Annotated in this window: 22 protein-coding genes; 14 read left to right on the forward strand and 8 right to left on the reverse strand. The window is 58.7% G+C overall.

The window, feature by feature from the left end:
• Window positions 1–55 precede the first annotated feature (55 nt).
• Together nirD and nirB are read right to left on the reverse strand one after the other, a co-directional pair.
• Window positions 56–382 carry a nitrite reductase small subunit NirD gene (gene nirD, locus ACVCAM_RS18300; protein WP_008503027.1) on the reverse strand — a complete coding sequence of 109 codons (327 nt, stop codon included), beginning with the start codon at window positions 380–382 and terminating at the stop codon, window positions 56–58.
• Complete coding sequence (gene nirB / locus ACVCAM_RS18305; protein ID WP_025910327.1) at window positions 379–2,922, reverse strand: nitrite reductase large subunit NirB; 2,544 nt, start codon at window positions 2,920–2,922, stop codon at window positions 379–381. The genes nirD and nirB overlap by 4 nt, the downstream gene beginning before the upstream one ends.
• Before the next feature lie 239 nt (window positions 2,923–3,161).
• Here nirB and ACVCAM_RS18310 point away from each other — a divergent pair, with 239 nt between their 5' ends.
• The gene (locus ACVCAM_RS18310) at window positions 3,162–4,463 is read left to right on the forward strand and encodes a cytosine deaminase (protein WP_023345024.1); all 1,302 of its coding nucleotides are present in this window, start codon (window positions 3,162–3,164) and stop codon (window positions 4,461–4,463) included.
• An 18-nt stretch (window positions 4,464–4,481) separates the two neighbouring features.
• Here ACVCAM_RS18310 and tsgA read toward each other — a convergent pair whose 3' ends face one another.
• Window positions 4,482–5,666 (reverse strand): MFS transporter TsgA, encoded by a 1,185-nt coding sequence (tsgA, locus tag ACVCAM_RS18315; RefSeq protein ID WP_023326220.1) that lies wholly within the window; start codon window positions 5,664–5,666, stop codon window positions 4,482–4,484.
• 278 nt (window positions 5,667–5,944) lie between these two features.
• Between tsgA and ppiA the strand changes: the two genes are divergently transcribed.
• The 4 genes from ppiA to argD all read left to right on the forward strand — a co-directional run bounded on the left by ppiA (window position 5,945) and on the right by argD (window position 9,108).
• Window positions 5,945–6,517, forward strand: coding sequence for a peptidylprolyl isomerase A (gene ppiA / locus ACVCAM_RS18320; protein ID WP_014885514.1), 573 nt, complete (start codon window positions 5,945–5,947; stop codon window positions 6,515–6,517).
• A gap of 105 nt (window positions 6,518–6,622) precedes the next feature.
• Complete coding sequence (locus ACVCAM_RS18325) at window positions 6,623–7,207, forward strand: putative adenosine monophosphate-protein transferase Fic (RefSeq protein WP_025910334.1); 585 nt, start codon at window positions 6,623–6,625, stop codon at window positions 7,205–7,207.
• A 30-nt stretch (window positions 7,208–7,237) separates the two neighbouring features.
• Complete coding sequence (gene pabA, locus ACVCAM_RS18330; RefSeq protein WP_008503021.1) at window positions 7,238–7,801, forward strand: aminodeoxychorismate synthase component 2; 564 nt, start codon at window positions 7,238–7,240, stop codon at window positions 7,799–7,801.
• A gap of 86 nt (window positions 7,802–7,887) precedes the next feature.
• Window positions 7,888–9,108: a bifunctional acetylornithine/succinyldiaminopimelate transaminase gene (gene argD, locus ACVCAM_RS18335; RefSeq protein ID WP_025910337.1), complete on the forward strand. Its 1,221-nt coding sequence runs from the start codon at window positions 7,888–7,890 to the stop codon at window positions 9,106–9,108.
• Here the strand turns inward: argD and ACVCAM_RS18340 are convergent.
• Both ACVCAM_RS18340 and crp read right to left on the reverse strand, forming a co-directional pair.
• Window positions 9,105–11,192 carry a YccS/YhfK family putative transporter gene (locus ACVCAM_RS18340; protein WP_023345020.1) on the reverse strand — a complete coding sequence of 696 codons (2,088 nt, stop codon included), beginning with the start codon at window positions 11,190–11,192 and terminating at the stop codon, window positions 9,105–9,107. The genes argD and ACVCAM_RS18340 overlap by 4 nt on opposite strands.
• A 57-nt stretch (window positions 11,193–11,249) precedes the next feature.
• On the reverse strand, window positions 11,250–11,882 hold the full coding sequence (gene crp, locus ACVCAM_RS18345; RefSeq protein ID WP_000242758.1) for a cAMP-activated global transcriptional regulator CRP: 633 nt from the start codon (window positions 11,880–11,882) through the stop codon (window positions 11,250–11,252).
• A 311-nt stretch (window positions 11,883–12,193) separates the two neighbouring features.
• Here crp and ACVCAM_RS18350 point away from each other — a divergent pair, with 311 nt between their 5' ends.
• Entirely contained in the window at window positions 12,194–12,598 is a 405-nt protein-coding gene (locus tag ACVCAM_RS18350; RefSeq protein ID WP_008503018.1) for an OsmC family protein, read from the forward strand.
• Between the two features lie 85 nt (window positions 12,599–12,683).
• Here ACVCAM_RS18350 and ACVCAM_RS18355 read toward each other — a convergent pair whose 3' ends face one another.
• From ACVCAM_RS18355 to ACVCAM_RS18365, 3 genes are read right to left on the reverse strand one after another with little or no spacing between them, the layout of a single operon-like run.
• Window positions 12,684–13,553, reverse strand: coding sequence for a phosphoribulokinase (locus tag ACVCAM_RS18355; protein ID WP_025910341.1), 870 nt, complete (start codon window positions 13,551–13,553; stop codon window positions 12,684–12,686).
• Between the two features lie 30 nt (window positions 13,554–13,583).
• Entirely contained in the window at window positions 13,584–13,802 is a 219-nt protein-coding gene (locus ACVCAM_RS18360) for a YheU family protein (RefSeq protein WP_008503016.1), read from the reverse strand.
• Window positions 13,799–14,821, reverse strand: coding sequence for a hydrolase (locus ACVCAM_RS18365; protein ID WP_407223722.1), 1,023 nt, complete (start codon window positions 14,819–14,821; stop codon window positions 13,799–13,801). The genes ACVCAM_RS18360 and ACVCAM_RS18365 overlap by 4 nt, the downstream gene beginning before the upstream one ends.
• Before the next feature lie 228 nt (window positions 14,822–15,049).
• Between ACVCAM_RS18365 and mdcA the strand changes: the two genes are divergently transcribed.
• From mdcA to mdcH, 8 genes are all read left to right on the forward strand, one after another.
• On the forward strand, window positions 15,050–16,705 hold the full coding sequence (gene mdcA, locus ACVCAM_RS18370) for a malonate decarboxylase subunit alpha (protein ID WP_021242210.1): 1,656 nt from the start codon (window positions 15,050–15,052) through the stop codon (window positions 16,703–16,705).
• Window positions 16,705–17,562, forward strand: coding sequence for a triphosphoribosyl-dephospho-CoA synthase (locus tag ACVCAM_RS18375; protein ID WP_023326217.1), 858 nt, complete (start codon window positions 16,705–16,707; stop codon window positions 17,560–17,562). Before mdcA ends, ACVCAM_RS18375 begins: the two co-directional genes overlap by 1 nt.
• A 9-nt stretch (window positions 17,563–17,571) precedes the next feature.
• The gene (gene mdcC / locus ACVCAM_RS18380; protein ID WP_023294711.1) at window positions 17,572–17,871 is read left to right on the forward strand and encodes a malonate decarboxylase acyl carrier protein; all 300 of its coding nucleotides are present in this window, start codon (window positions 17,572–17,574) and stop codon (window positions 17,869–17,871) included.
• A complete protein-coding gene (locus tag ACVCAM_RS18385) occupies window positions 17,864–18,697 on the forward strand; it encodes a biotin-independent malonate decarboxylase subunit beta (RefSeq protein ID WP_021242213.1) in 834 nt (277 codons plus the stop codon). The genes mdcC and ACVCAM_RS18385 overlap by 8 nt, the downstream gene beginning before the upstream one ends.
• Entirely contained in the window at window positions 18,697–19,497 is an 801-nt protein-coding gene (gene mdcE / locus ACVCAM_RS18390; protein WP_025910348.1) for a biotin-independent malonate decarboxylase subunit gamma, read from the forward strand. The genes ACVCAM_RS18385 and mdcE overlap by 1 nt, the downstream gene beginning before the upstream one ends.
• A gap of 122 nt (window positions 19,498–19,619) precedes the next feature.
• Complete coding sequence (locus tag ACVCAM_RS18395; RefSeq protein ID WP_407223721.1) at window positions 19,620–20,579, forward strand: AEC family transporter; 960 nt, start codon at window positions 19,620–19,622, stop codon at window positions 20,577–20,579.
• Window positions 20,580–20,581: 2 nt separating this feature from the next.
• Entirely contained in the window at window positions 20,582–21,199 is a 618-nt protein-coding gene (locus ACVCAM_RS18400; RefSeq protein ID WP_021242216.1) for a malonate decarboxylase holo-ACP synthase, read from the forward strand.
• The gene (gene mdcH, locus ACVCAM_RS18405; protein ID WP_023294708.1) at window positions 21,199–22,095 is read left to right on the forward strand and encodes a malonate decarboxylase subunit epsilon; all 897 of its coding nucleotides are present in this window, start codon (window positions 21,199–21,201) and stop codon (window positions 22,093–22,095) included. Before ACVCAM_RS18400 ends, mdcH begins: the two co-directional genes overlap by 1 nt.
• The last annotated feature ends 66 nt before the right edge of the window (window positions 22,096–22,161 follow it).

Below are 22,161 nucleotides of genomic sequence, written 5' to 3' on the forward strand. Positions count from 1 at the left end.
TTCCTGCCGTTACCCATAAGGGGTCATAAGCCTTTCCTATTGAAAAGGCGAGGGGTTACGCTTTCAGCTGCACCTCGCCGTCCTTCACGCGGACGTCGTAGTGTTTGACCGAGAAGCTTTCATCTTCCATGCAGAGTCCGTCGGTTAAGCGGAAACGCTGCTTTTTCAACGGGCTGGCGACCCACAGTTCCCCCTGGTGCTCGGCAATCAGGCCGCGGGAGAGCACGCTGGCCTCGAAGAACGGGTCGATATTGCTGATAGCAAAGACCTGTTCATCGTGGCGAGGGCGGAAAATCGCCACCTGCTCGTTGCCCAGCAGCGCACAGACGCCGGTGGCGGGGAGAATGTCGTTAATATTGCAGATGTTTACCCACTGGCTCATGCGTTTTCCTCCACCAGCGTGACCGGAATACGTTCATACGGCGTGGCCGGACGATGCTGTTCGCGCTCCGGCACAACCTGTACGTTCGGGTCGCGCTGGGTGCTGTTGATAAAGTGTTTGAAGCGCGTCTGCGCCGCCGGGGTGTTGACGGTTTCCGTCCACTCGCAGATCACCGCCTCGCGCAGGCGGGCCATCTCCGCTTCCAGATGTTCGTTCAGGCCCAGCTTGTTGTCGATAATGACCGATTTCAGGTAGTCGATGCCACCTTCGAGGTTATCGAGCCAGGAGGCGGTACGGGTCAGCTTATCGGCGGTACGGATGTAGAACATCATGAAGCGGTCGAGATACTGAATCAGCGTGTCGCGATCGAGATCCGCCGCCAGCAGGTCCGCGTGGCGCGGTTTCATCCCGCCGTTGCCGCACACATACAGGTTCCAGCCTTTCTCGGTGGCAATAATACCCACGTCTTTACCCTGCGCTTCCGCACATTCGCGGGTACAGCCGGAGACGCCGAACTTCATTTTGTGCGGGGTACGGATGCCTTTGTAGCGGTTTTCCAGCTCAACGCCGAAGCCCACGCTATCGCCGACGCCGTAGCGACACCAGGTGCTGCCCACGCAGGTTTTCGCCATGCGCAGCGCTTTGGCGTACGCGTGGCCGGTTTCGAAGCCCGCTTCAATCAGCTGACGCCAGATTTCCGGCAGGTCGTCCTTCTGCGCGCCAAACAGGCCGATACGCTGGGAGCCGGTGATTTTGGTGTACAGATTAAATTCACGTGCGATACGGCCCACCGCGACCAGCCCTTCCGGCGTGATTTCACCACCGGCCGAGCGTGGAATCACGGAGTAGGTGCCGTCTTTCTGGATGTTGGCCAGGAAGTTGTCGTTGGTGTCCTGCAGCGGCGTATGCTCGGGCTTGAGCACGTACTCGTTCCAGCAGGAGGCCAGCAGGGAGCCGACGGTCGGTTTACACACTTCACAGCCGTAGCCCTGGCCGTGTTTCTCCAGCAGTTCGTCGAAGGACTTGATGCCTTCCACGCGGATCAGATGGTACAGCTCCTGGCGAGAGTAAGCGAAGTGCTCGCACAGGTTGTTGTTCACTTCGATGCCCTGTTTCGCCAGCTCGGCGTTCAGTACCTGGGTGACCAGCGGAATACAGCCGCCGCAGCCGGTACCGGCTTTGGTTTCCGCTTTCAGCGCCGCAACGGTGTGGCACCCTTTGTTGATCGCGGAGATCAGCATGCCTTTGGTGACGTCGAAGCAGGAGCAAATCTGCGCGCTGTCCGGCAGTTTATCCACGCCGATGGACGGCTTGCCGCTGGAGGCGTGCGCCGGGAGGATCAGCGCGTCCGGGTTTTCCGGCAGCTCGATGGCGTTGAGCACCAGCTGGAGCAGGTTACCGAAGTCGCTGGTGTCGCCCACCAGCACCGCGCCGAGCAGGGTTTTGTTGTCCTGGCTGACGATGAGACGTTTGTAGACTTCTTTGCTTTCGTCGAGGTAGACATAGCTGCGCGCGCCGGGCGTGCGGCCATGCGCATCGCCAATACCGCCTACGTCCACGCCCAGCAGCTTCAGCTTGGCGCTCATGTCTGCGCCGGTGAAGGCGTTTTCGCTGCCCAGGATATGATCCACGGCGACCTGCGCCATTTTGTAGCCCGGCGCCACCAGGCCGTATACGCGGTTGTTCCAGCTGGCGCATTCGCCGATGGCGTAGATATCCGGATCGGAGGTCTGGCAGGTGTCGTTAATCATGATCCCGCCGCGCTGCGCGACGGCCAGGCCGCACTGCGTTGCCAGCTTGTCGCGCGGGCGGATGCCGGTGGAGAAGACGATGAAGTCCACTTCCAGCTCGCTGCCGTCGGCAAAGCGCATGGTTTTGCGTGCTTCAGTCCCTTCCTGAACGATCTCTTTGGTGTTTTTGCTGGTGTGAACCTTCACGCCCATGCTTTCGATCTTACGGCGCAGCTGATCGCCACCCATGTGGTCGAGCTGTTCGGCCATCAGCATCGGCGCAAATTCGATGACATGGGTTTCAACGCCGAGGTTTTTCAGCGCGCCCGCGGCTTCCAGGCCCAGCAGGCCACCGCCAACAACCGCGCCGCGTTTGCTTCGACGCGCACAGGATTCAATGGCGTTGAGGTCTTCAATGGTACGGTAAACGAAGCAATCCTGCGTTTCCGAGCCTTTAATCGGCGGGATCCACGGATACGAGCCAGTCGCCATGATCAGCTTATCGTAAAAAACCGTACGGCCGGCGCTGGAGTGGATCACTTTTTCCTGACGGTTGATGGTGATAGCGCGTTCGCCCACCAGCACTTTTACGCCATGCTTCTCGTAGAAACCTTCACGCACCAGAGAGAGCTCTTCGGCGGTATGATGGGAGAAGTAGGAAGACAGGTGCACACGGTCGTATGCCTTGCGGGGTTCTTCACAGAACACGGTAATATCGAACTGCTCAGCATCGGCTTTATCGAGAAGATCCTCAATAAAGCGGTGGCCGACCATGCCGTTACCGATGATAGCGAGTCTGACTTTGCTCATTATTGCCTCGATTTCTTTTCTATTATTGCCTACCTTAACGATTCAGCAGGGGCGCTTATTGATGCAAATCAAATACGCCTTCGCCTACTCCTTAGGTGGTATATGACTGATTTGTCAGGATTTTTATAAGTGGCGGAAATCGCAGGCTTTTCGTGTTCGTTGAATTTGTGTACAAATCAGGGGCGGTTTTGCAAAAATCGATACGCCTGAATATCAGCTGCGTTTATGAGGGGAAAGTTATGTCTACATCACCGTTATGGCTTGTTCAGAATGTGCGTTTACCGGGTCGGGATGGGCTGTGGCAACTTGCCATCGAGAACGGGCGATTTGGTGACATCACCCCCATGGACGACACCCACGCCGAAAGTTATGAGGTACTGAACGCGCGCGGTGGGCTGGCTATTCCCCCGTTCATCGAGCCGCATATTCATCTTGATACCACCCAGACGGCGGGTGAGCCGAACTGGAACCAGTCCGGCACGCTGTTCGAAGGCATTGAACGCTGGGCGGAGCGCAAGGCGCTGCTCAGCCATGAGGATGTGAAAGCACGCGCCTGGAAAACGCTGAAGTGGCAAATCGCTAACGGCATTCAGTTTGTCCGCACCCATGTGGATGTCTCTGACCCGACGCTCACCGCCCTGAAGGCGATGCTGGAGGTGAAGCAGGAGGTGGCGCCGTGGGTAACGCTGCAAATCGTCGCGTTTCCGCAGGAAGGTATTCTCTCTTACCCGAACGGCGCGGCGCTGCTTGAAGAGGCGTTAAAACTGGGAGCCGACGTGGTGGGGGCGATCCCGCACTTCGAATTTACCCGGGAATATGGCGTGCAGTCGCTGCATATCGCTTTTGAGCTGGCGAAGAAGTATGACCGCCCGCTGGATATCCACTGCGATGAAATTGACGACGAACAGTCGCGGTTTGTCGAGACGGTGGCCACGCTGGCGTATGAGGCCGGCATCGGCCCGCGCGTGACGGCCAGCCACACCACCGCCATGCACGCCTACAACGGCGCTTACACCTCGCGGCTTTTCCGTCTGCTGAAGATGTCGGGGATTAACTTCGTCGCGAACCCGCTGGTCAACATCCACCTGCAGGGGCGCTTTGATGACTATCCGAAGCGTCGCGGTATCACCCGGGTGAAAGAGCTGCAGGAGGCAGGTATTAACGTCTGCTTTGGTCATGACGACGTCTTCGACCCGTGGTACCCGCTCGGCACCGGCAACATGCTGCAGGTGCTGCATATGGGGCTACACGTCTGCCAGATGATGGGCTATCCGCAAATCGACAGCGGCCTGAACCTGATTACCCATAACAGCGCCCGCACCTTTGGCCTGAGCGATTACGGTATTGAAACGGGAAATCCGGCAAACCTGATTATTCTGCCTGCGGAGAGCGGGTTTGAAGCGGTGCGCTGTCAGGTGCCGGTGCGCTGGTCGATTCGTCAGGGGCGGATTATTGCCACTACGCAGCTGGCGCAGACCTGGATCCAAATGGATACCGGAGGAGAAGAGGTCAGTTTCGCCAGAAACAGCCCCTCTGCGTAATGCAAAGGGGCGCAGGGTTTAGTGCGATGCCGCTGCTGCGTTGTGCTGGCGGTGGCGGGTCACAAAGCCCAGGATGAAGCACATAATGAACACCACGGCGTACAGACCGTTCGCGGTGTGCAGCGCGGCCAGCGGGCCGCTGTGGGCAACGATCGGGCCCGTCACCACGAAGGTCAGCATGGTACCGATGGTGCCGCAGGTCAGAACGAAGTTAACCAGCTTCGGCGAGGCCACTTTGGTCTGCAGGGAGCCCAGGGTGATGATCGAGGTATAAATGGCGCTGGAGAAGAAGCCCAGGGTCAGAATGAACCACGGCATATGCTCCGGCGAACCGTTGATGAACAGATACATCAGCACGGTCGCCAGGCCCGCCAGCACGGTCAGAATGCGCTGCAGGTCGAAGAAGCGCAGGATGAAGCTAAACGCCCACATGCCGAACATGTAGGACATCCAGAAATCGCTCACCAGTTTACCCGCGTCGTTCAGGCTCATGCCCAGACCTTTGGCATATTCCGGTACCCAGGAGATAAAGCCTAGCTGGCCCAGGATGTAGCACAGGGCGGCGATGGAGAGGAACAGCACGCCGATACCCCATTTCTCTTTCGCCACAGGCTCTGCGGTGGTTTGCGCTTTTTTACCCAGCACCGGGAAGTCGCAGCCGAAGGTCAGAATGAAAATTGCAACGTAGACCAGACCGATGCAGGCGTAGACCCAGTACCACTCAATGCTGCGCGCCAGCAGAACGGCAGCGACCATCGGGAAGATCATTCCGGCCATGCTGAAGAAGGAGTCGGTAAACAGCAGGCGCGCGCCGCGCTGGCGGCCTTCATACATATGGGTAATCAGGAACGTCCCGATCGACATGGTGATCCCGCTGACCAGGCCGAGCACGAACATGGCGGCTGAGAACAGGGCGATGCTGTGGCTGAGCATCAGACCCGCCACGGCGGCGACCATCAGCACGAAGCCGAAGCGAAGCTGGGTTTTCAGCGGCACGATTTCCATCAGCCAGGCATTCAGGAAGATAGAGATCAGGATCCCTGCGTTGAGGAAGGTGAAGGTGTTGCTCATGCTGGAAACGGGCAGCTGGAAGTAGTCTGCGATATTCCCCATCACCATCCCGGTGACGATCACCAACGCGCCGGTCAGGGCGTAGGAGAAGAAGCTGATCCATGTGAGCTTGATGCGATTGCTGTTAGTCATGTCTGGCCTGTTCAAAAAAAGAAAAGCGCCGAAGGGGCGCTGAGAGCGGGCAGATTTTAGTCGCTAAAGTGATCCATTCCTATCTTTTAAGGGTAATGATTATGTCATTGCAGGTTTTAATGTGATCTAAATCACATTAAGTGGCGGTCTAACCAATCGTTTGCGCAGTAATAATTGTTTCAATTTCGTAAAATTAGGTAAAAGGCTGGTCTACGTTCATACTGCTCTTTAGAATCAAGCCATTCGCTTTTTATACTGCGCTTTGTTAAGGAATTCTCATGCTCAAATCAACACTGGCGGCTGTCGCAGCTGTGTTTGCTCTTTCTGCCGTTTCCCCTGCTGCGCTGGCAGCAAAAGGGGACCCTCACGTTCTGCTGACCACCTCCGCCGGGAATATTGAGCTGGAACTGAATAGCCAGAAAGCTCCGGTTTCTGTGAAAAACTTCCTCGACTATGTGAACAGTGGTTTCTATAACAACACCACCTTCCACCGCGTGATCCCGGGCTTTATGATTCAGGGCGGCGGCTTCAACGAGCAGATGCAGCAGAAACAGCCGAACCCGCCAATCAAAAACGAAGCGGACAACGGCCTGCTGAACAAACGCGGCACGATCTCTATGGCGCGTACCGCAGACAAAGATAGCGCGACCAGCCAGTTCTTCCTCAACGTGGCGGATAACGCCTTCCTCGACCACGGCCAGCGCGACTTCGGCTATGCGGTGTTCGGTAAAATCGTGAAAGGGATGGACGTGGCCGATAAGATTTCTCAGGTGCCTACCCATGACGTCGGTCCGTATCAGAATGTGCCGTCTAAACCTGTCGTGATCCTCTCCGCAAAAGTTCTGCCGTAACGTTCTTCGACGCGGGCGATGTTAGCCCGTGTTGTGACCCCTCCCTGCGAAAGCGCGTTTTGCTGCTTATACTTGTGGCAAACGGACTATTCAGGGAGGCGTTAAGTGAAAAAACTCACCGACAAGCAAAAATCCCGTCTCTGGGAGCAGCAGCGTAGCGTCAACTTTCAGGCCAGTTGTCTCCTTGAGAAAGGTAATGGTCCATCGGATCCCGACATTGAGAGCCTGGCGCTTGGGCCTTCCGCGCCCGGGTTACCCCATCTGTGCCTTATTCACCGCCATCTCTACCGCAGAGAGATGAAGCGGGCAGGTGAGTTCCGTACCGACGATATTTTCAAAGGTGATATTCCCTTCTGCCATTTCGAATACATCGAGAAGATGGGTAATGAACTGATGGCGGCGCTGGAAAGCGAAAAGTATCTGGCTGGCCTTGAGAAAGCGGCGTTCATTGAAAAAATTAGCCATTATTATTGTGAAATCAACATGCTGCATCCTTTTGCGAGTGGTAACGGTATTGCTCAGCGCGTTTTCTTTGAGCAGCTGGCGCTCCATGCGGGCTATTCACTGGACTGGCGCGATATCGATCCCGAGGAGTGGGTGTCCGCTAACCGCAGCGGCGCAACGGGGGATTTAACCGCGCTAAACGCGATCTTTGCCAAAGTAGTGAGCGAAGCGCGGGAATCTGAGTAGAATAGGGCGGCATTTTTTTCGGGAGCCGCCATGATTCTGCTGATTGACAACTACGATTCCTTCACCTGGAACCTTTACCAGTATTTTTGCGAACTGGGTGCAGAGGTGGTTGTCCGACGTAACGACGAGATTGGCCTGGCCGATATCGAGACGCTGGCTCCGCAGAAAATCGTGATTTCACCCGGCCCCTGCACGCCGTCGGAATCAGGTATTTCGCTGGAGGTTATCCAGCACTATGCCGGCAAGCTGCCGATCCTCGGCGTTTGTCTGGGCCATCAGGCGATTGCCCAGGCCTTTGGTGCCACCATCGTGCGCGCCGCCAAAGTCATGCACGGTAAAACCTCGCCGGTCACCCACACGGGCACCGGAGTGTTCACGGGGCTCAATAATCCGTTAACCGTGACGCGCTACCATTCGCTGGTGATTGACCCGTCGACGCTGCCCGACGGCTTTGAGGTGACCGCCTGGAGCGATACGCAGGAGATCATGGGGATTCGACATCGCGAATGGGATCTCGAAGGCGTGCAGTTCCATCCGGAAAGCATCCTCAGCGAGCAGGGGCACGCGCTGCTGGCAAATTTCCTCCATCGCTGAATATCTGTTGCCTTGCTGTGATTTTTTATGCATATTTTGTGATTATATTTTCACAATCAATGTGACATAAAATGGATGGGCATGACATGGCAACTGAACAACCAGCAATTACCCGCGCGACATTCGATGAAGTGATTCTGCCGATTTATGCACCGGCTGAATTTATCCCGGTGAAGGGGAAAGGCAGCCGCGTCTGGGATCAGCAGGGCAAGGAGTATGTGGATTTCGCGGGCGGTATTGCGGTCACGGCGCTGGGTCATTGCCATCCCGCGCTGGTGGAGGCGCTGAAAACCCAGGGTGAAACCCTGTGGCACACCAGCAACGTGTTCACCAACGAACCGGCGCTGCGCCTGGGCCGTAAGATCATTGATGCCACGTTTGCCGAGCGCGTGCTGTTTATGAACTCCGGCACCGAAGCCAACGAAACCGCCTTTAAGCTGGCGCGCTACTACGCGACCACGCGCCACAGCCCGTACAAAACCAAAATCATCGCCTTCCGCAATGCCTTCCACGGACGCTCCTTCTTTACCGTCTCCGTTGGCGGTCAGCCGAAGTATTCCGACGGGTTTGGTCCGAAACCAGCCGACATCATCCACGTGCCGTTTAACGATCTGCACGCGGTGAAAGCGGTGATGGACGACCACACCTGCGCGGTGGTGGTCGAGCCTATTCAGGGGGAAGGCGGCGTGACCGCGGCAACCCCGGAATTCCTGAAAGGGCTGCGCGCGCTGTGCGACGAGCATCAGGCGCTGCTGGTGTTTGATGAAGTGCAGTGCGGGATGGGGCGTACCGGGGACCTGTTTGCCTATATGCACTACGGCGTGACGCCGGATATTTTGACCAGCGCGAAAGCGCTCGGCGGCGGTTTCCCGGTGAGTGCGGTCCTGACGACGCAGGAGATCGCCTCCGCGTTTCACGTCGGTTCTCACGGCTCTACCTACGGCGGTAACCCGCTGGCGAGCGCCGTGGCGGGTGCCGCGTTCGACATCATCAACACGCCAGAGGTGCTAAACGGCGTTAGCGCGAAGCGCGAGCTGTTTGTGAAGCACCTGAAGCAGATTGACGAGCAGTACGACGTGTTCAGCGAGATCCGCGGGATGGGGCTGCTGATTGGCGCCGAGCTGAAGCCGCAGTACAAGGGCCGCGCGCGCGACTTCCTGCACGCCGCCGCTCGCGAAGGGGTGATGGTGCTCAATGCCGGGCCGGACGTGATGCGCTTTGCGCCGTCGCTGGTGGTGGAAGACAAAGACATCGAAGACGGCTTAACCCGCTTTGCCGCGGCGGTTGCAAAGATCGTTAAAGGCTAATATTCGGTTCGTTTCAACCGGCGCGTTAACCAAACCCCATGATGCGGACGCTGACGCCATGCCACCGACGAAATGGTGTGCATGGTGTTCAGATGCCCCAGCACGCGCTGCAAGTGTTGCTCAAGGGTGCTCATTGGCCCGTGGGTTAACGTCTCCGGCGCTTCCAGAATATTTAAATCCCCCGACTCGCCCGGTGAGTCATACTCCAGACGCTGCTGGCAGCGCTGCAACGCAATTTCACACGACTGCAGGTAGCGCTGCGCCAGATCCGGCGTCAGCATCGTGTGCTCGCGCGCCAGCGTCGTCATGGCGTTAATGTGCTCAACGATAAACTGACTGTGCGTTACCCACAGCTTCATATCGGCCAGATAATGTGAGTTAAAGCCCGGCTCCTGCATCGCCTGGTTGAGCGAGTTGAACAGGGCGTTGTGCGCCTGGTTGACCTTCATGCGTTGATACGCCAGCGGGGAGGGCTGCGGGTCGTCGCTCAGGATGAGGCGAATGGCCTGCTGGTCGGCCTCCAGCGCGTCGTGGGCGTTCTGCCTGAGCAGCCCGCTCTGCCACTGCGGCCACAGCCAGACCATGCCGCCGAAGGCAATCAGGCAGCCGATCAGGGTATCAATCAGCCTGGCGACAATAAACTGTTCGCCGTTCAGCGTAAGCAGCTGCAGGGTGTATACCGCCGTCACCGTAAAGCCCACCATCGCCCAGCCGTAATTTTTGCGGATAATCAGGTAGCTCACCAGCGTGATCGCCAGCATGCCTGCCAGGGTATAGCCTTCCGGCACGTGGAAGTGCAGCGTTACGCCTGCAATGATCAGCCCGGCCATGGTGCCGCCCGCCCGGTGCAGAATACGCACCCGCGTGGCGCCGTAGCCGTTCTGGGTGACGAACAGCACGGTCATTAAGATCCAGTAGGGCTTCGGCAGATGCAGCGCCATGCCCATCAGGCTGGCGATACTGAGCATCACGCTAATTCGTGCGGCATTGCGCAGGGCGGACGATTTGAGAGACAGATAGCTTTTGAGCGCGGGCAACAGGGGAAGCCGTTTTTGTTTATCTGCCATCAGGTCGCGGGAATAAAGCGGGCGCTGGGTGCGCAGCACGCGGGCGATGCGGCTAAAGTGCCAGGCGGCAAACTGGCCGACCGGGTTATCCGGATGCTGACGGGCGATTTTCTCCAGCGCGCCGAGCTGTTTTTCCATGTTAAAGCGCGTGGGATAGCGGTGGTAGAGAATATCGTCAGCCAGCACGCGCAGGCGTGCCGAGACGGTCTGCGCGTTCCAGCGGATCACCGCTTCGGCGTGGCTGCGCTCAACCAGCTTTTGCACCTCCTGCGGGTGGTGCAGGCTAACGGAGATATGCTCCTGCAGATCCAGGCCTACCTGGAAGGTGCGCAGCAGCCGTTTGTACTCGTGGTTCTTGTTGGCGGCGAGCATATGCAGCTGCTGATAGCACTGGCTTATCAGATCCACCACCTTCTGCTGGCGCGTCAGCAGCGGCGGTAAGGCTTTTTCCGGATCGGTATGCTGGGTGAGCAGGGTGTATTTGGCTTCGCAGTATTCCGCCAACTGCACATAGAGCAGGCTCAGGGATTCGCGCAGCGGCTGTTCCCGCCACAGCCAGAACCAGAACCAGTTAAACAGCCCGTACCACAGTGTCCCCAGAGCGTAGATCAGCAGCGGCTCCCACACCGGCATATTCCCGGCGAGGCTCAGCGTGAAGATGGCCGCAATCAGCGAGGCGGGTAGCAGGCGGGCGTGCAGCGAGCTGATTTCCGCCGTGACGCCGAGCGTCATCGCCAGCACCGTCAGGATCAGCGGCAGCGGGATGTCCCGGGCCAGTAAAAGCTGTACGGCAAGGCTACAGCCAGCAAACAGGCAGCCGCCCACGATCAGTCGTTTGAAAAAGCGCTTATGCGGTGTGTCCAGGCCGGCAATGTTGCAGCAGGCGGGCACGAGGGAAAAGAGCAGGCCTTGCTGAAGGTGTCCGAGGATCAGGCCGATGGCCACGGGTAGACACAACACCAGCGTTTGTCGCAGTGCGTAGTTGACTTCCGGGTGATAGATCAGCCTGCGCCACATGAGGAGTAGAGACAAAAACGGCGTGACACCTTGCGATGGCACGCCGTTTAAGCGGAATTAACGCGTTCCGTAGACCACGATGGTTTTACCGTGGGCGGAGATCAGGTTTTGATCTTCCAGCATTTTCAGGATACGGCCCACTGTTTCACGGGAGCAACCGACGATCTGACCAATTTCCTGACGGGTAATTTTAATTTGCATGCCGTCCGGATGGGTCATGGCGTCCGGCTGTTTCGCCAGGTTCAGCAGAGTTTGTGCGATGCGGCCCGTCACGTCCAGGAAGGCGAGGTTGCCCACTTTCTCTGAGGTGACCTGCAGACGGCGCGCCATCTGGGAAGAGAGACGCATCAGAATGTCAGGGTTAACCTGAATCAGCTGACGGAACTTCTTGTAAGAAATTTCAGCCACTTCACATGCTGTCTTTGCACGAACCCAGGCGCTACGTTCCTGGCCCTCTTCAAACAGGCCCAGTTCACCGATGAAATCGCCCTGGTTCAGATAAGAAAGGATCATCTCTTTCCCTTCTTCATCTTTGATCAGCACTGCCACCGAGCCTTTAACGATGTAATACAACGTTTCCGCTTTTTCACCCTGGTGAATCAGCGTGCTCTTTGATGGGTACTTATGAATGTGGCAATGAGACAAGAACCATTCGAGAGTCGGGTCTGTTTGCGGTTTGCCAAGCACCATGCGCTGTTATCCTCTGTTATAAGCTGTCACCAGAGTCATCAGATGCATCCGGACTCTGGGGTTGCAATCGAATTCTTACCCATACCCTGGGAAGTCGGCTACCGTAACGTTTCGCAGCCAGTAAAGTTTGATGTCCTCTGCATACATGTGTAACGTCAATGTATTACTGTAGCATCCTGAGTGTTTTAGCATAGCTTTCGCCGCGTGTCTCCTGGTGTCTCGCTTCAGCATGATGCAGGTCGCCTTCCATTGCGAGAAATGTAACGCACGCGTAATCTGTCACCAAAAATGCAACGTTGGAGTTTAAGAATATGCAAGCGCGCGTGAAGTGGGTTGAAGGTTTAACGTTCCTGGGCGAGTCCGCGTCAGGGCATCAGATTTTGATGGATGGTAACTCCGGCGATAAAGCGCCCAGCCCAATGGAAATGGTGCTGATGGCGGCAGGGGGATGCAGCGCCATTGACGTGGTGTCGATTCTGCAAAAAGGCCGTCATGACGTGACGGATTGTGAGGTCAAACTCACGTCAGAACGCCGCGAAGAGGCGCCACGCCTGTTCACCCACATCAATCTGCACTTTGTGGTCACCGGTAAAGAACTGAAAGACGCGGCGGTTTCACGTGCGGTGGACCTGTCTGCGGAGAAGTACTGCTCTGTCGCGTTAATGCTGGAGAAAGCGGTAAAAATCACCCATTCGTATGAAGTGATCGAGGCTTAATGTTTTGGCGGGTGGCGCTTCGCTGACCCGCCCTACAAAAGCACGACCGTAGGCCCGGTAAGCGCAGCGCCACCGGGCAAAAAACTCACGCGATCTGTTTCCCTTCCATCAATCGCTCCACCAGCGGCGTCATGATGAGCTCCATCGCCAGCCCCATTTTTCCGCCCGGTACGACTAATGTATTCATGTGAGAAATAAACGAGCCCTGCAGCATCGCCAGCAGCCAGGGGTAGTCAATGCCTTCGAGATTGCGGAAATGGATCACCACAAAGCTCTCATCCAGGGATGGGATACTTTTGGCCGCGAACGGGTTGGAGGTGTCCACCGTCGGCACGCGCTGGAAGTTGATATGGGTGCGGGAAAACTGCGGCGTCAGGAAGTTGATGTAGTCTTCCATGGAGCGCACCACCGAATCCATCACTGCTTCGCGCGAGTGGCCGCGCTCGCTCATGTCACGCGTCAGCTTCTGGATCCACTCCAGGTTAACGATAGGCACCACGCCAACCAGCAGATCCACGTGGCGCGCCACGTCGTGCTGCGGCGTGACCACGCCGCCGTGTAATCCTTCGTAGAACAGCACGTCGGTAGGTTCCGGCAGGGGCTGCCAGGGGGTAAAGGTGCCAGGCACCTGATTCCAGGGAACGGCTTCATCATAGGTATGCAGATACTTGCGGGACTGCCCTTTACCGCTCTGGCCGTACTCAACAAAGGTTTGTTCCAGCAGGCCGAAGTCATTGGCTTCCGGACCGAAGTAGCTGATGTGTTTACCCAGATCGCGCGCCTTACGGATGGCCATGTCCATCTCCGGGCGCGTGTAGCGGTGAAAGCTGTCGCCTTCGACCTCCGCCGCACGGAGATTCAGCTGGGCGAAAATCTTGCGAAATGCGAGGCTGGTGGTGGTGGTTCCCGCACCACTCGACCCCGTAACGGCAATAACCGGATGTCTGGCAGACATAGCAACTCCCTGACTGAAAAGGGTGGAAGATCAGCCGTGAAACGCGTTGCGGGGCATGATATTGACCGTCTCATGCAGTTCTGACCACACCAGCACCACGTCGCCGCTTTTCAGCTGGCGCTTTACATCGTTGACCTTTTGCTCAAGCGAGCGTTCCTGTTCACCATAATCGGTGCCTTCGCGTAATACAAAGCTTTCAATCAGATTATCGAGCGTTTCGGGAGCCAGATCCTGCCAGGGAATAATCATGTTGCACCGTCCAGATAAGGGGTTAGCCAGTCAGGAATACGCGCCTCAAGCCACATTTTCGGGCGACGCAGCGTGCCGCCGATAAACCCGACGTGGCCGCCGTGCTCGGTCAACTGATAGTGAACGTTGTCGGGCAGGAATTCCTGAGCGGGAATCGAGTGATGATCCATAAAAGGGTCATCTTTGGCATGAATGATCAGCGTCGGCTGCGTGATCTTGCTGAGCAGCGGCATGGCGCTGCATTGACGATAATAGTCAATCGCATCGGCGAAACCGTGAATTTTCGCGGTGATCAGATCGTCGAATTCGCGTATGCGGCGCACTTTTTTCAGCTGGCGCAGGCTGACCGGGAGGGTGTCCGGGTAGGCCTTCAGCTTACGCGCCGCGTTGGCTTTCAGCAGGTTGAGCAGGTAGCGCTGATAGACGCGGGAAAAGCCTTTATCCATGTGGTAGCTGCACTGCTCCAGCATGAACGGGGCGGAGACGATGACGGCGGCATCCAGCGGGACGCTTTCCCCTTCTTTAGCTAACAGGCAGGCCAGCATATTTCCGCCTAACGAGTAGCCTACGGCCGCGGTGGGCACGGTGCCAAAGTTGTCCCGCAGCCAGTGTAAAAACCACGTGCCGTCTTCGGTTTCACCCGAGTGATAGATACGCTTCTGCCGGTTCGGCTCGCCGCTGCAGCCGCGAAAATGCATCACCACGCCGAGCCAGCCGCGCGCTTTGGCCGCCTCAATGAGCCCGTGCGCATACGGGCTGTGCAGGCTGCCTTCCAGACCGTGAAAAACCACCAGCCGCGGCTTATGGCGAGCCTGATCCGGCGCTTCGCTCCAGGCGAGATCCAGAAAGTCACCGTCTGGCAGGTCTAGCCGCTGCCAGTGTGGGGTGAACTGAACCTTGCAGCGGATCAGTCGCGGCAGCATGGTCTGCAAATGGCGATTGGCGACGCCGCGCATAGGCACGAACTCAGTGCTGTCTTCGGCGGCAATGTCGAAGCCTGATGGAATGATTTGGGTCATAGGCGCGATGCTGATTCTTGTCGGAAATTAACGATACTTTCCGAATTGTACCCCGTTTAGCCTGGTTTTCCGAAACATGAACTGATCCCGATCACAAATATTTACCTTGATTATTACTCTCAGGCTAATGATTCAGCTCTACGCTTATTTGATGCCTTTCTCACCAGAGCGCACACTCTACTCAACGTTAAGCAAATCAAAATGATTAGCTGAATCAGGAGGTTAATAATGTTATCTGGGCAAACACCCACCCGGCAATGGAACACGCGACGCAGCGAAAAAGCGCGTCGTCTGGCCTCCGTACCGGTGCAGGGCAAGGTACTGCCAACCGGCGATCTCGTCGCCATGCTGGAAAAACTGATCGCGCCAGGCGACAAGGTCGTGCTGGAAGGTAACAACCAGAAGCAGGCCGATTTCCTTTCCCGCTCGCTGGCCGAAGTGAACCCGCAGATCGTCCACGACCTGCATATGATCATGCCGAGCGTTGGCCGTAGCGAACATTTGGATATCTTTGAGAAAGGCATCGCCCGCAAGCTGGATTTCTCCTTCTCCGGGACGCAGAGCCTGCGCATCTCCCAACTGCTGGAGGATGGTCAGCTCGAAATCGGCGCGATTCACACCTACATCGAACTCTACTCCCGTCTCTACGTCGACCTGTCGCCCAACGTGGCGCTGATTGCTGGCTTTAAAGCTGACCGCAAAGGCAACCTCTATACCGGGGCGAGCACCGAAGATACCCCGGCGCTGGTGGAAGCCGCCGCGTTCCATGACGGCATCGTCATCGCGCAGGTGAACGAGCTGGTGGATGACGAGTGTGACCTGCCGCGCGTGGACATTCCGGGTTCGTGGATTGACTTTGTGGTGGTGGCCGATAAGCCGTTCTTTATCGAACCGCTGTTTACCCGCGACCCGCGCCTGATTAAACAGGAACACATCCTGATGGCGATGATGGCCATCAAGGGTATTTATGCGGAACACCAGGTGCAGTCCCTGAACCACGGGATCGGCTTTAACACTGCGGCGATTGAGCTGCTGCTGCCTACCTACGGTGAACAGCTCGGCCTTAAAGGCAAAATCTGTAAACACTGGACGCTGAACCCGCATCCGACGCTGATCCCGGCTATTGAAAGCGGCTGGGTCGAGAGCGTGCACTGCTTCGGCGGCGAGCTGGGGATGGAAGAGTACATCCGCGCGCGTCCGGACGTCTTCTTTACCGGTGCCGACGGCTCCATGCGCTCCAACCGCGCGTTCTGCCAGCTGGCGGGTCAGTACGCGGTGGATATGTTCATCGGTTCTACGCTGCAGGTGGACGGCTACGCCAACTCCTCAACCGTGACCCGCGGTCGTCTGTCCGGCTTCGGCGGTGCGCCAAACATGGGTCACGACCCGCACGGTCGTCGCCACGCCACGCCCGCCTGGCTGAACATGATCACCGAACCTGACCCAATGCAGCGCGGCAAAAAACTGGTCGTGCAGATGGTGGAAACCTTCCAGGCGGGTGTGAAGCCGACCTTCGTGGAAAAACTCGATGCCGTTGACGTGGCGAAAGCCTCCGGTATGCCGCTGGCGCCGGTGATGATCTACGGCGATGACGTCACCCACGTGCTGACGGAAGAGGGGATTGCCTACCTCTATCGGGCGAAAGATCTGGAAGAGCGTCGCGCCATGGTCGCCGCCGTCGCGGGGATCACCGACATCGGTCTGGGCGTGGATGCCAAACGCGTGGCGGAACTGCGTCAGAGCGGCAAGGTGCTCTATCCGGAAGATATGGGGATCCGCCGCACTGATGCCACCCGATCTCTGCTGGCCGCAGGCAGCGTGTCGGACCTGGTGGAATGGTCCGGCGGTCTCTATAACCCACCTGCGAAATTCCGGAGCTGGTAATGAAACTTCTGCCCCAGATTGAGGTTGAAGGCGGTGCCGAATGGCTGGCGCGAACCGCCACGCAGTGTCTGATTGACGAAGCACGTTTAAGCCCGAAACCCGGTCTGGTGGACAGTCGGGGGAACGGCGCGCACCACGATTTATCCCTTGCGCTGATGGAGCGCTCCGCGCACAGCCTGACCTCCACGTTTCAGGCGCTGGCGCTGCAAAGCTGGCAGCGCCCGGCAGATATCGCACTTCGGCAAACCGTCGGGCGACTCGGTCGCGAAGGCGAGCAGCAGATGATGGCCGCAACCGGTGGCGTAAACACCCATCGCGGCGCGATTTGGGCGCTGGGGCTGCTGGTCAGCGCGGTGGCGATGCTCGGCGGTGATGCCAGGGCGCAAGACGTCGCCCGCACCGCCGCACAGCTGGCGAGACTGCCGGACGACGCGGCGCCGAAGGTGTTCAGTAAAGGCCTGCGCGCCACGCACCGTTACCGCGTGCCGGGCGCGCGTGAAGAGGCGCAGCAGGCGTTCCCGCACGTTATGCAGCGCGCGCTGCCGCAGCTTCGTCTGAGCCGCCTCAACGGCAGCAGCGAAACGCACGCCAGGCTCGACGCGCTGATGGCCATCATGACCTCACTCACCGACACCTGCGTGCTGTCACGTGCCGGAATGGAAGGGCTTGATGCTATGCAGGACGGCGCCCGTGCGGTGCTGAATGCCGGCGGCAGCGCAACGCCTGCGGGCCAGCAGGCGCTGGCGAGGTTAGACCGTCAGATGCTGGCGCTCAACGCCTCACCGGGCGGCGCTGCCGACCTGCTTGCCGCCACGCTGTTTCTCGACCGCATCGAAACGCCAAATTCAAAGCATTAAGAGGATGTTATGGAAAAAATCACATTGACCGTGCCAGCCAGCCGCACGTTAAGCGGCAGGGCGCTGGCAGGGGTAGTCGGTTCCGGGGATATGGAGGTGCTCTTCACCGCCGAACCGGGCCAGACGTTAACCATTGATATCACCACCTCCGTGGACAACAGCCGGGGGCGCTGGGAGGCGCTGTTCAACCGTCTGCAAACCGTCAGCAGCCTGCCCGCAGGGAAGCTGACCATCCACGACTTCGGCGCGACGCCGGGCGTGGCGCGCATTCGCATCGAACAGGTTTTTGAGGGGGTGAGCCATGCGTGATGACAGCAGCTTTATCGAACTGAAAGCGCGCCAGCGCGCGCAGGCCCTGCTCGACGAGGGCAGCTACCGCGAACTGCTGGATCCGTTTGAAGGTATTATTTCTCCGTGGCTTGGGCCACAGGGCATTGTGCCGCAGGCGGACGACGGCATGGTGGTGGCGAAGGGCACCATCAACGGCAAGCCTGCCGTCGTCGTGGCGATTGAAGGCGCGTTCCAGGGCGGCAGCATGGGCGAAGTGTCCGGCGCCAAAATGGCGGCGGCGCTGGAGCTGGCGGCGGAGGATAACCGCAACGGCATTCCGACTCAGGCGGTACTGTGCCTCGAAACCGGCGGCGTGCGTCTGCAGGAGGCGAACCTCGGCCTGGCGGCGATTGCCGATATTCACGCGGCGATTGTGGACCTGCGTCGCTACACGCCGGTTATTGGCATTGTGGCCGGAACCGTGGGCTGCTTCGGTGGGATGTCCATCGCGGCGGCGCTCTGCAGCTACCTGATCGTGACCCGCGAAGCGCGTCTTGGCCTCAACGGCCCGCAGGTTATCGAACAGGAGGCGGGCATTGAGGAGTACGACTCCCGCGATCGTCCGTTTATCTGGAGCATGACCGGCGGTGAAGTGCGCTATCAAAGCGGGCTGGTGGATGCGCTCGTCGGCGACGGTATCAACGCGGTGAAACAGGCGATGAACGACGCGATTGCTAAAGGCGTTCCCGCGAAACATCGCACCGATAACTACGACGATTACCTGAACCGTCTGACGAATTTCGACACCCGCAAACAGGCTGATGCCGAACAGATTAACGCGCTTTTTGCCCGGGAGGTGAAATGATGAGTAACGCAATAAGCCGTGGCGAACGCTGGCTGGACATCCTCGCCCCGAACGCCAAACGTATCGAGGGGCTATGCCCGTCCGTCCAGGCGGCAGACGGCGAGCTGAACGGCGAGGCGGTGCGCTTTGTTGCCGTGGTGCCGGATGCCAACAACCACTTCCCGCGTGCGGCGAAAGGGGAAGTGGGGCTGCTGGAAGGCTGGACCCTGGCGAAAGTGGTCAGTGAAACCGTCGCGGCGGATGCTGACAAACCCGTGAAGCGCCCGATTGTGGCGGTGATCGACGTCCCAAGCCAGGCCTATGGCCGACGCGAAGAGGCGTTTGGGATTCATCAGGCGCTGGCCGGTGCGGCAGCAGCCTATGCGAATGCCCGCCTGGCCGGTCACCCGGTGATTGGGCTTATCGTCGGCAAGGCGATGTCCGGCGCGTTCCTGGCGCACGGCTACCAGGCTAACCGTCTGATCGCCTTTAACGACAAAGGCGTGCTGATCCACGCGATGGGCAAAGAGTCTGCGGCGCGCATCACGCTGCGTACCGTCGAGGCGCTGGAAAAACTGGCGGCGACCATTCCGCCAATGGCCTACGACATCAGCAACTACGCCACGCTGGGGCTGCTCTCTAACCTGCTGGATATCAGCAACCCGGATGCCCCCTCCGATAACGATCTGACGCTGGTGAAATCCACCCTGCAACAGGCCATCAGTGACGCTCGTCAGGACACCACGTTGAAAAACCGTCTGGGTGCTGACAATCGCCGCAGCTCGGCGCTCGTACGCGAACGTATGCGAGCCAGCTGGTAAGTAAAAAGAGACCTGCCAGATGCATCAGCCCGTGGGCGCGTGACAGCGCCCACGCGGGAACCTGCATCCTGAAAATAATAATCATCGCGCCAGTGCTAAAACTTTTTTACTACAGGTGATTTATGACTTACGTAATTGTTCATGCTCTTGCACCGATTTTCGTCATCATGCTGCTGGGATTCTGGGCCGGCAAGGCAAAGATGGTCGATAACAAAAATGTTTCCCTGCTTAATATCTTCGTAATGGATTTTGCACTCCCTGCCGCGCTGTTCAGTGCCACCGTGCAAACCCCGTGGACCGGCATCGTTGCCCAGTCGCCGCTGATCCTGGTGCTGACGCTGGCGATGTGGATCACCTATGCGGTCATCTATTTCCTCGCCACCGGCGTCTTTAAGAAATCGCCACAGGATGCGGCCGTGCTGACGCTCACCGTCGCGCTGCCCAACTATGCAGCGCTGGGTCTGCCGATTCTGGGCAGCGTGCTGGGCGAAGGTTCCTCTACGTCGCTCTCCGTCGCGGTCTCCATCGCCTGCGGTTCGGTGCTGATGACCCCGTTCTGCCTGCTCATTCTGGAGCGTGAAAAAGCGCGCGCTGAAGGCAATAGCTCCGGCTCAACGCTCTCGATGCTGCCGGTGCTGATGTGGCGTTCCATTAAAAAACCGATCGTGATGGGCCCGCTGCTGGGCGTGATTTTGTCCGCCATCGGCATCAAAATGCCGGAGCTGGTGCTGGCGGCGATCAAACCGCTGGGGCTGTCCGCGACCGCTGCAGCGCTGTTCCTGACCGGGGTGATCCTCTCTGCCCGTAAGCTGCAGATTAATACCATGGTCATCACCTCCACGATCGCCAAGCTGCTGATTCAGCCAGCCATTGCCTGGGGTATCGTCTTGATCTTTGGTCTGCACGGCTCCGTGGCGATCACCGCTATCCTGATGATTGCGCTGTCTGCGGGCTTCTTCGGCGTCGTGTTCGGTAACCGCTTTGGCGTGCAGTCGCCGGATGCAGAAGCCGTGCTGCTGTTAAGCTCCGTCCTGTGTATCCTGTCGCTGCCGCTGTTTATCCCGCTAACTTCAGGAATGTAACCATGACCACCCCATTACGCCCGCACGACCTTATCTGGCTTACTTCCCGCGATGCGCTGGAAGGCATCACTGAATCCTGGGTGGAGGCCGCCTGGCATACCGGCCTGCCGGTGGTGGTGCGGCGTGATGTGGATAGCGAAGGCCGGATCCCCGTTGGCGTGCGCGGTTTACGTCGCGACCAGCGGGCGGCCGGATGGGGGAAGCCCGAAAACGTGTTACGCGTGGTTTCACCAGAAGATCTGAGCGTTGCGGCCGAACTGCTGCGCTCGCCCTTTGTGACTCAGCCACCCGTTCAGGTGGCGCTTCAGCTTTCTCAGCAGGCGTGGCCGTGGACGTGGGGCATTACCGGCAGTACCGGCTACGCGCTGGCGACCGGTATCCCGGTGATCCATGCCGACAGCGATCTCGATCTGCTTATCCGCGCTCCGCTGCCGATCTCACCGGACGCCCTGACGACGTGGCAGTCCCGGCTAAGCCGTGCGCTGTGTCGTGCCGATACGCAGGTGGATACGCCCGAGGGCGGTTTCGCGCTGGCGGAGTGGCTGCGCGACGGCAAAACGCTGCTGAAAACCCGCCGTGGACCGCGCCTGGTGGCGGATCCGTGGCGCAGGGAGGAGTGATGAAAATAGTGTTTACCTTTCCGGGGCAGGGCACGCAGCACGAAGGCATGCTGCAAAACCTGCCGGGAACGGAACTGGCTCAGGCGCGTGAGGTGCTTGGCACCGAAGTGGATACGCTGGATAGCGCAGACGCGTTAAGCCATACCCGCGCGGTTCAGCTTTGCCTGCTAATTGCAGGCGTGGCCTGGGCGCGCGAGCTGGAACGGCGCGGCGTGGCGCCGGATATCGTCAGCGGGCTGTCCATCGGCGCTTATCCGGCGGCGGTCATTGCAGGCGCGCTGGACTTCACGGATGCGCTGAAGCTGGTGGCGCTGCGTGGCGATCTGATGGAGCAGGCGTATCCGCACGGCTACGGCCTGACGGCAATTATGGGGCTCACTCTGCCGCAGGTGGAAGACCTTATCCAGGGCACCGGGACCTACATTGCCAACCTGAATGCCGAAACGCAGATCGTGATTGCCGGAACCGATGAAGGGATGGCGGAGGCGGCGTCGCGCGCGCTGGCGAAAGGGGCGAGCAAGGCCAAACGGCTGGCGGTCAGCGTGCCGTCGCACTGCGAACTGCTGACAGCACCCGCGCAAAAGCTGGCAACGGCGTTTGAATCGGTCACGCTTTCACGCCCACGCTGCGCCTACCTGAGCGGCAGCACCGGGCGCGTGTTGTGGCAGCCGGAAAAGATCGCCGACGATCTGGCGATGAACATGGCGCGTACGGTGCGCTGGCAGGAGGCGATGATTTCAGCGAATGAACGCGAAGCCCGGCTGGCGATCGAGATGCCCCCCGGCGGCGTACTGACCTGCCTGACGCGTCAGGCGCCGTGGGAAGGAGAGACGATTTCACTGGAGCGCAGCGGGGTGGACGTGGCGGTACATCTGGCGAAGCGACTCCGTGCGTGATGGTTTAGCCCGGTGGCGGCTGCGCCTTACCGGGCCTACTACGGACTGTAGGCCCGGTAAGCGTAG

Source organism: Enterobacter sp. CFEC122 (assembly GCF_052983755.1).

Coding starts and splice junctions, on each gene's coding strand:
- ACVCAM_RS18350 (WP_008503018.1), top strand. CDS start 12,194: ATGCAAGCGCGCGTGAAGTGGGTTGAAGGTTTAACGTTCCTGGGCGAG.
- ACVCAM_RS18365 (WP_407223722.1), bottom strand. CDS start 14,821: ATGACCCAAATCATTCCATCAGGCTTCGACATTGCCGCCGAAGACAGC.
- ACVCAM_RS18395 (WP_407223721.1), top strand. CDS start 19,620: ATGACTTACGTAATTGTTCATGCTCTTGCACCGATTTTCGTCATCATG.
- mdcH (WP_023294708.1), top strand. CDS start 21,199: ATGAAAATAGTGTTTACCTTTCCGGGGCAGGGCACGCAGCACGAAGGC.
- ACVCAM_RS18355 (WP_025910341.1), bottom strand. CDS start 13,553: ATGTCTGCCAGACATCCGGTTATTGCCGTTACGGGGTCGAGTGGTGCG.
- ACVCAM_RS18375 (WP_023326217.1), top strand. CDS start 16,705: ATGAAACTTCTGCCCCAGATTGAGGTTGAAGGCGGTGCCGAATGGCTG.
- mdcE (WP_025910348.1), top strand. CDS start 18,697: ATGAGTAACGCAATAAGCCGTGGCGAACGCTGGCTGGACATCCTCGCC.
- crp (WP_000242758.1), bottom strand. CDS start 11,882: ATGGTGCTTGGCAAACCGCAAACAGACCCGACTCTCGAATGGTTCTTG.
- ACVCAM_RS18360 (WP_008503016.1), bottom strand. CDS start 13,802: ATGATTATTCCCTGGCAGGATCTGGCTCCCGAAACGCTCGATAATCTG.
- nirB (WP_025910327.1), bottom strand. CDS start 2,922: ATGAGCAAAGTCAGACTCGCTATCATCGGTAACGGCATGGTCGGCCAC.
- ppiA (WP_014885514.1), top strand. CDS start 5,945: ATGCTCAAATCAACACTGGCGGCTGTCGCAGCTGTGTTTGCTCTTTCT.
- pabA (WP_008503021.1), top strand. CDS start 7,238: ATGATTCTGCTGATTGACAACTACGATTCCTTCACCTGGAACCTTTAC.
- mdcA (WP_021242210.1), top strand. CDS start 15,050: ATGTTATCTGGGCAAACACCCACCCGGCAATGGAACACGCGACGCAGC.
- mdcC (WP_023294711.1), top strand. CDS start 17,572: ATGGAAAAAATCACATTGACCGTGCCAGCCAGCCGCACGTTAAGCGGC.
- ACVCAM_RS18385 (WP_021242213.1), top strand. CDS start 17,864: ATGCGTGATGACAGCAGCTTTATCGAACTGAAAGCGCGCCAGCGCGCG.
- ACVCAM_RS18340 (WP_023345020.1), bottom strand. CDS start 11,192: ATGTGGCGCAGGCTGATCTATCACCCGGAAGTCAACTACGCACTGCGA.
- ACVCAM_RS18400 (WP_021242216.1), top strand. CDS start 20,582: ATGACCACCCCATTACGCCCGCACGACCTTATCTGGCTTACTTCCCGC.
- ACVCAM_RS18310 (WP_023345024.1), top strand. CDS start 3,162: ATGTCTACATCACCGTTATGGCTTGTTCAGAATGTGCGTTTACCGGGT.
- tsgA (WP_023326220.1), bottom strand. CDS start 5,666: ATGACTAACAGCAATCGCATCAAGCTCACATGGATCAGCTTCTTCTCC.
- nirD (WP_008503027.1), bottom strand. CDS start 382: ATGAGCCAGTGGGTAAACATCTGCAATATTAACGACATTCTCCCCGCC.
- argD (WP_025910337.1), top strand. CDS start 7,888: ATGGCAACTGAACAACCAGCAATTACCCGCGCGACATTCGATGAAGTG.